Source organism: Microcoleus sp. B4-C2, from assembly GCF_036705265.1.
Taxonomy (GTDB): Bacteria; Cyanobacteriota; Cyanobacteriia; order Cyanobacteriales; family Microcoleaceae; genus Microcoleus.
This window is the reverse complement of the sequence record NZ_JAUBUB010000072.1, coordinates 22831-29139: the sequence shown is the minus strand read 5'-3', so window position 1 is coordinate 29139 and position 6309 is coordinate 22831. Positions and strand designations below refer to the sequence as shown.

9 protein-coding genes are annotated in these 6309 nt (G+C 44.5%); 3 read left to right on the top strand and 6 right to left on the bottom strand.

The window, feature by feature from the left end; all coding sequences use genetic code 11:
* Positions 1–137: 137 nt before the first annotated feature.
* Positions 138–353 carry a hypothetical protein gene (locus QUB20_RS19865; protein WP_333237396.1) on the bottom strand — a complete coding sequence of 72 codons (216 nt, stop codon included), beginning with the start codon at positions 351–353 and terminating at the stop codon, positions 138–140.
* A 227-nt stretch (positions 354–580) separates the two neighbouring features.
* Between QUB20_RS19865 and QUB20_RS19860 the strand changes: the two genes are divergently transcribed.
* Positions 581–1081: a DNA-binding response regulator gene (locus QUB20_RS19860; protein ID WP_333248527.1), complete on the top strand. Its 501-nt coding sequence runs from the start codon at positions 581–583 to the stop codon at positions 1079–1081.
* On the opposite strand, the gene QUB20_RS19855 is transcribed toward QUB20_RS19860, so the two are convergent.
* On the bottom strand, positions 1078–1248 hold the full coding sequence (locus QUB20_RS19855; RefSeq protein WP_333248529.1) for a hypothetical protein: 171 nt from the start codon (positions 1246–1248) through the stop codon (positions 1078–1080). The two genes, QUB20_RS19860 and QUB20_RS19855, sit on opposite strands and share 4 nt — an antisense overlap.
* Positions 1249–1252: 4 nt before the next feature.
* Between QUB20_RS19855 and QUB20_RS19850 the strand changes: the two genes are divergently transcribed.
* Complete coding sequence (locus tag QUB20_RS19850) at positions 1253–3040, top strand: cellulose-binding protein (RefSeq protein ID WP_333248531.1); 1788 nt, start codon at positions 1253–1255, stop codon at positions 3038–3040.
* Between the two features lie 17 nt (positions 3041–3057).
* Here QUB20_RS19850 and QUB20_RS19845 read toward each other — a convergent pair whose 3' ends face one another.
* The 4 genes from QUB20_RS19845 to msrA all read right to left on the bottom strand — a co-directional run bounded on the left by QUB20_RS19845 (position 3058) and on the right by msrA (position 5246).
* Positions 3058–3639 carry a DUF948 domain-containing protein gene (locus QUB20_RS19845; protein ID WP_333248533.1) on the bottom strand — a complete coding sequence of 194 codons (582 nt, stop codon included), beginning with the start codon at positions 3637–3639 and terminating at the stop codon, positions 3058–3060.
* Positions 3640–3676: 37 nt separating this feature from the next.
* The gene (locus tag QUB20_RS19840; RefSeq protein WP_333053412.1) at positions 3677–4018 is read right to left on the bottom strand and encodes a YtxH domain-containing protein; all 342 of its coding nucleotides are present in this window, start codon (positions 4016–4018) and stop codon (positions 3677–3679) included.
* Positions 4019–4139: 121 nt separating this feature from the next.
* Entirely contained in the window at positions 4140–4463 is a 324-nt protein-coding gene (locus tag QUB20_RS19835) for a hypothetical protein (protein ID WP_333144418.1), read from the bottom strand.
* Between the two features lie 129 nt (positions 4464–4592).
* Entirely contained in the window at positions 4593–5246 is a 654-nt protein-coding gene (gene msrA / locus QUB20_RS19830) for a peptide-methionine (S)-S-oxide reductase MsrA (RefSeq protein ID WP_333237387.1), read from the bottom strand.
* A gap of 316 nt (positions 5247–5562) precedes the next feature.
* Between msrA and QUB20_RS19825 the strand changes: the two genes are divergently transcribed.
* Positions 5563–5700, top strand: a complete 138-nt coding sequence (locus QUB20_RS19825) for a hypothetical protein (protein ID WP_333053409.1) — start codon at positions 5563–5565, stop codon at positions 5698–5700.
* Positions 5701–6309: the final 609 nt, after the last annotated feature.

The window sequence follows — 6309 nt, the reverse complement described above, 5'->3', positions numbered from 1 at the left end:
CATCCCACAAGAAATTCACTCTTTGTGGAAGGGACGGGCAGGATGCCCATCCCACAAGAAATTCACTCTTTGTGGAACGGGCATCTTGCCCGTTATTGACTATGGTGCAAACTGAAGTCCCTGGCGCGAGTCAATATTTAGTCGTCAGAAAAAGCCTTGCTAATCCCGTAAAATGCCAAACCTGCTAATGCACCTACGGCTATACCAACGGGGCCAGCAGCAGCACCCATACCAGCACCTCCACCAACAGCACCAATTGCCGTAAAACCAGAAGCAGCTACCACACCAGCACCCGCAGCCGCACCCGCAGCAGCGGAACCTGCCGCTTTCGCTATTTCATCACCTTTAGCCATTGAAATACCTCAGTTTAAGGAACAAAAACTAACTTTTTGACTAATGAAAGTTAACTAAACAGGTAAAATTTGAAATATCACGATCGCACTTTCCCGCTTTTCTAAGTATTTGCACTTAGACAATGAGTCGGTAATTTAATACTAGACTACCTATTGTTAGCAAACAACTAACAAACGCTAGCAATTTCGGTTATGCTATCGTTAGCCACATCTCAACACACCCGACAATGGCATCAAAAGAAGACTTATTTGCCGAAGCCGCCAAACACTGGGACTTAGAAAGGCTGTACCAAGCTTTTGCAGAAGCTAAACGGCAAATCTCACCCCGATCGCGCAGGGGACTAACAGAAACAGAAAAACTCTACCTCCGAGGATTGCTTTCCGGTTGCAGTCCCGCCGAAATCGCCCGCCAACTGTTTCAGAGTTCCAAAAGTGCAGAGGTTTATTTATGTAAAACTTTATACCAATATGTAAAAAAACTCGCAGATGTACCTAACGAACCTGTAGGAAATTGGCGCAATATTTGCGATCGGCTACAGGAAGCCGGATATAAAACTCAGTCTGCTGCTGAATTTAAAGTAAATAATTCTGTACCGACAGAAGCATTAGTAAAAATAGTTAATATAGGTTTTAAAGAAAGTACAGTATCAATTGATATTAACATTCGACTAGAATTTCCCTCAACTTCAGAAGCTCCGAAAACAGAAGATTTGGATAAAGACGGTTAGATGGGCGATCGCACTTGGGGACAAAAAGGGATCTCGCCCCTCCACAGAGAGGCAAAAATGTTAATAATCTTATAGCTGATAGTTTGATAAGGAACTTTTTGATAAAATATCAAAATTAAAACAGCTTCACCCGCTTCGATTTTACCTAAAACAATAAAATCAGTCAAATTTATGTCTCGATTAAGTATCAGATCGAACAAAAAAGCTCTGGGCTTTGTGCTGGGTTTATTAATTTTTGTCATTTTTATTCCCGGATGTTGGGCTTTAACAACTAATATTGCTCCCACAGCAGTACGGCAAGTAGATAACACAGTAGCTGTGCGGGCAGATGTACAAAATACATCAAATTCTCGCTCTTCTTTAGGAGTTGGGCTTCACGGTATTGCTGACTCGTCAACACAATTACCCTTTTTAGATGCTTTCAAATCTTCTAGACAATGGATAACTCAATGCGTCAGCGGACAACCAAACTGTCAAGGTGAATGGGATACAGAAGAGTATAATCTTTTAAACCTTGATGAAAATGGGTGGGTGAAGTCTCTCCCCTCGCCCGAAGATGCTCCTAAATATACTAGGGTAAGTACCCTATTACTTAGGGAAATCCCCAATCGCTATCCTTCAGGGCAATATATTGTTACTTATGAGGGTGAAGGTGCGATCGAATATAGGTTTGATGCCAAAAAAGATGAGGCTGCGTCGAAACCTGGGAGGGATATCATTAATGTCGATGCCACACAAGGCGGAGGCATAATGATTACAATTACTGCTACCGATCCCAATAAAACAGGGAACTATATCCGCAACATTAAAATGTTTCACTCCCAAGATGAACAGCTTATTCAAAGCGGTGAAATATTTAATCCGCTGTTTATAGACAAGATTAAAAAATTTAGAGTTTTGCGTTTTATGGACTGGATGGAGACAAATGGTTCTGAACAAAAACAATGGTCAAACCGACCTAAACCAGAGAGTGTATCCTATTCTTACAGAGGCAGTGTTCCCATAGAAGTCATGGTGAATTTAGCTAATAAAGTCCAAGAAGAACCCTGGTTTAATATGCCGCATCAGGCTACGGATGAATATATGACTAACTTTGCTAAAATGGTAAAAGATAGTTTAGATCCAAGGCTGAAAGTTTATGTAGAGTATTCTAATGAGGTTTGGAATTGGTTATTTCCACAATCGCATTATGCTTTGGAACAAGGTAAAGCGAAGTGGGGAGATAAAGGCGATGCTTTTATGCAATGGTACGGAATGCGTACTGCTCAAATGTGCGATATCTGGAAAGGTGTTTTTGAGGATCAAAAGAATCGAGTTGTCTGCGTGTTAGGAACTCAAAGAGCCTGGAGAGATTTAGAAACTTATTCTTTAGAGTGTTCCTATTGGGTGGCTGAAGGCAATAAACCTTGTTATCAACACGGTATTGATGCCGTAGCCATAGCTGGATATTTTAGCGGCAACTTGGGCGGGAAAGAAAGTGTCAGCACAGTAGAGTCTTGGTTGAATGACGCAGATGGCGGATTTGGCAAAGCTTTTAAGCAATTAAGAGAGGGCGGGTTACTGCCGGGGTTCAAAGATAGTTTGCCCGATGTTGAGAATGACTTTAAGTATTTCTTAGATGTGGCTCAAAAAAAAGGTCTCAAGTTATTTGTTTACGAGGGCGGTCAACATATTGTAGGTATTGAAGGAGTTGAGAATAACGAAAAACTGACTGAGTTTTTTATGGCATTAAATAGGCGTCCTGAAATGTATGATATGTACACTCAATTACTGAATAGTTGGAAACAAGCTGGAGGCAGTCTTTTCATGCACTTTGTGGACGTGGGTGGATTTAGTAAGTGGGGAAGTTGGGGGGCTTTGGAATATGTGGAACAAAAGGGTTCGCCTAAGTATGATGCTTTGATGGATTTTATTGATAAGAATCCTTGCTGGTGGGATGGGTGTGCTGTGGAGGGATGATCGGGAATTGGGTGCAATCAAGAATCGTTCGATCGCACTTCCTCAAAATCTTCAGCATCCCCCGGCAAACCCGAACCCTCGCTACTCCTCAACCGGGGCGATTCCCCATTACTCGCACCGGCACCGTAAACCCCAGAATATCTGTCCTCCAAACCCGAATCCCTCAGCGAAAGCGCACTTCTTTGACTCGGCGACAATCTATCTGTCGATCGGCGATTTGTCCCAGAAATCGGTGGCTTCCGAGTTAAAGTTTTCCAAGCAGCCTTCATCCCACTCACCACGCTGCGAGTAGTTACCTGCACATTTTGCGCCTGCTTTTTGGCGCTACCAATACTTCGATCGACCTGTTTGACAACCTCGCCCGCACTTTGTACTCCCTCGCTGACATCATCCGTCAACTCGCTAATTTCCAGCCCCGTCAAGCGAATCGCCTCCAAAGTCGGCGGAAATTCGCGAGAAAGCGTGTCAGCGAGCTTTTCCACGCTGCGGGCCGCCCTGGCCAGCGCTTGCACTGCAGGTATTAAAGTCACTAAAACAGCAGTCAGGCTAACTGCCACTAGCAAAATTGAAAGTCCTAGCCAAAATATAGGATCGCTCACTTGAATCTGGGATTGGGGGTTGAGAATTTCATGCCATTTAGCGGATGGGAGGGCGCGAGGAGGGACTCACTTCAGATTCAGCTTCCGACAGGGTTTGGCGTTCCCGCTGAGTCGCTTCCAAACCGGCCGCGATCGCCTCTTTGAGTCTAATCAAAGTTTCGTCCCAATTTCGGATGGCAGTTTCAGAAAGTCGATCGGCCTGCAACTGCACGCTAGTCGATAAATCCTCCGCCAACTCCGGCAAAGCATCGGCCGATTTTTTCAATATCTGCCGCGTCTCCTTGCCCGGTCGCGGTGCCATCAGCAAGCCAGTCACGGCCCCGATCGCAGAACCCACAAGCAAACCGCCAATAAATAATCCTGAACGTTTAGTTGACATTTTTATAACTTCTCTCCATACACCAATTTTAGGGGCGTTTGCCCGATCGCAGCCCTTTACAAAGGTAGAAATATTGTTGAAAACCCTAGGGAGTCAGCACAGGCGGCAATTTTAGGATAGCTTACCTCAAACGTCGATCGCGCCTGGACCAAAGCATCCGTCCCAAACCCAGCAATCCCAAAAGTTGCTGAACTTGTTGCAGTTGCAATTCCAGTTGTTGATAACGCCGTCGCAGTTGGCGGGTACCTTGCTGCCTTTTACCAAGGAAATCCGGCGACATACTGAGGACATTGCTGCTACAGCGTTCGATTGCTGCGATCCGAAGTTCCAAACGTGCGATCGTCCGCCTGATTTTCCAAACCTTCGCAGCTATATAAAAACAGACCAGAGATATCATTAAATTGATAATTACCACACCAGCCAGCATTATTTTACCTGCTTTCAACTAATCCCTTTTACCATCTCAATAACCTTTCAGTCGTCTTCAGACGACTTAAGCTTTGAGGCAGGGGTTTAAACCCCTGCCGGACTGCCGGACTATTGCAACCGCCTCAAAATAGCCATTGTAAAAGTTTTAAGCCTGAGACATAGCAGGCAAACAAACCTTAGTACCGCCCAAGCCGCAATAACCGTTCGGGTCTTTAGCAAGATACTGCTGATGATAGCCTTCTGCGTAATAAAACTCAGGCGCGTCAATAATTTCAGTGGTAATCTTGCCGTAACCGGCCGCAGTCAAAGCCTGCTGGTAAGCATCGCGCGAAGCTTCAGCTAGCTGCTTTTGGCTGGCTGAATACGTGTAAATTCCCGATCGATACTGAGTACCCGAATCATTGCCCTGACGCATTCCTTGAGTAGGATTGTGACTTTCCCAAAAAACTTTGAGCAGCGTTTCGTAACTAATTACTTTCGGATCGAACACAACCAAAACTACTTCATTGTGTCCCGTCATCCCGCTGCAAACTTCCTTGTAAGTAGGATTCGGAGTAATCCCGGCCGCGTAGCCAACAGCCGTCGAAAAAACTCCATTTTGCTGCCAAAATTTGCGTTCCGCTCCCCAAAAACAGCCCAGGCCAAACAACGCAGTCTCCATGCCGTTTGGAAAGGGAGGTTTGAGCGGATTGCCGTTAACAAAGTGACTTGCCGGTACCGACATCGACTCTGCCCGTCCCGGTAATGCCTCTTGGGGAGAGGGCAGGCTCGACTTTTTGCCAAATCCAAATAGCACCATAAGTTTGTGAGGGGATCTCTGATAAACATCTTTACCTTACTTAATAATATCAGATGTATACTGAAAACAGTGGTCTGCTTAAAGGTAGAAGGTAAAAACCACAAGGCAGATTTTTTTACGGAAGGTTTTTGGTGATACTGCTCACTGCCCACGCAGTTTTAAATCACATGAGGAAGTGTTCTCTGTCACGAAAACATACCTTAAATATCACCTATTGTTGAGGTATAAATCACGCGGATTTTAGGCAAAATAGCCGATTATTAAAGGTATGGTGTTGTAGTAGTTATTCAATGCCATTTATAGGGAGTGTGTAGAGATGGGCGCTAAACCTTGCAGTCAACCTTTAAAATCTAATCCCTTTATTACTTACCGCGACCCAATTACAGGCAAGTGGATTGTGGTAAATCAGACTTTGCCCCAAGCAGCAGAACAAGCACAGCTAGCGGCCGCTTGAGTTTTCCTCTTAATTTTATACCTGAAAAATCAACTATAATTTCAGATTGCGTAGGGGCGGGTTTTACCAACCATCTATGTCGGAAACGAATAATCTGAAAAACCCGCCCTCCCAAGACGAACAATCCAAATGTACATTTTTTCGATGCGTTCACAGACAGCGTTGATGCAGATTATTCATTGTGTGGGGGCGGGTTTATCTAGATTGTTGGCAGTCATTAAATAGTCGTAAGGTGCTTAGGTTGCACCCTACATAAGCTGTGTTGCATCTAGATTGCCTATGGTATTAGAGAGGGAGAGGGTCCGATGGGGATCGGGGGAGAGGATTTGACGATTTTTGATCGGGACTCGAAATATACAATTTAAATGCACAACAGCTTATAGCCATCCTAAATCATTTGTGAATTTCTTACTCCCTCCCCGCGATTTCGGGGAGGGTTGGGGTGGGGTAAAAAATTTACGACTCCTGCAAAGATTGCTATAAGTAGCACCATACTTTTAAACATTCCTGATCTCTTTTTGCAGTTCCAAATATCGATAGAGGCTCCAAGAACCCTATTGCAGGAACGACTTAATCTTGTTCTGCAACAAATCACACCTGAACTGTCGC

Coding starts and splice junctions, on each gene's coding strand:
- QUB20_RS19840 (WP_333053412.1), bottom strand. CDS start 4,018: ATGTCAACTAAACGTTCAGGATTATTTATTGGCGGTTTGCTTGTGGGT.
- QUB20_RS19850 (WP_333248531.1), top strand. CDS start 1,253: ATGTCTCGATTAAGTATCAGATCGAACAAAAAAGCTCTGGGCTTTGTG.
- msrA (WP_333237387.1), bottom strand. CDS start 5,246: ATGGTGCTATTTGGATTTGGCAAAAAGTCGAGCCTGCCCTCTCCCCAA.
- QUB20_RS19865 (WP_333237396.1), bottom strand. CDS start 353: ATGGCTAAAGGTGATGAAATAGCGAAAGCGGCAGGTTCCGCTGCTGCG.
- QUB20_RS19860 (WP_333248527.1), top strand. CDS start 581: ATGGCATCAAAAGAAGACTTATTTGCCGAAGCCGCCAAACACTGGGAC.
- QUB20_RS19825 (WP_333053409.1), top strand. CDS start 5,563: ATGGGCGCTAAACCTTGCAGTCAACCTTTAAAATCTAATCCCTTTATT.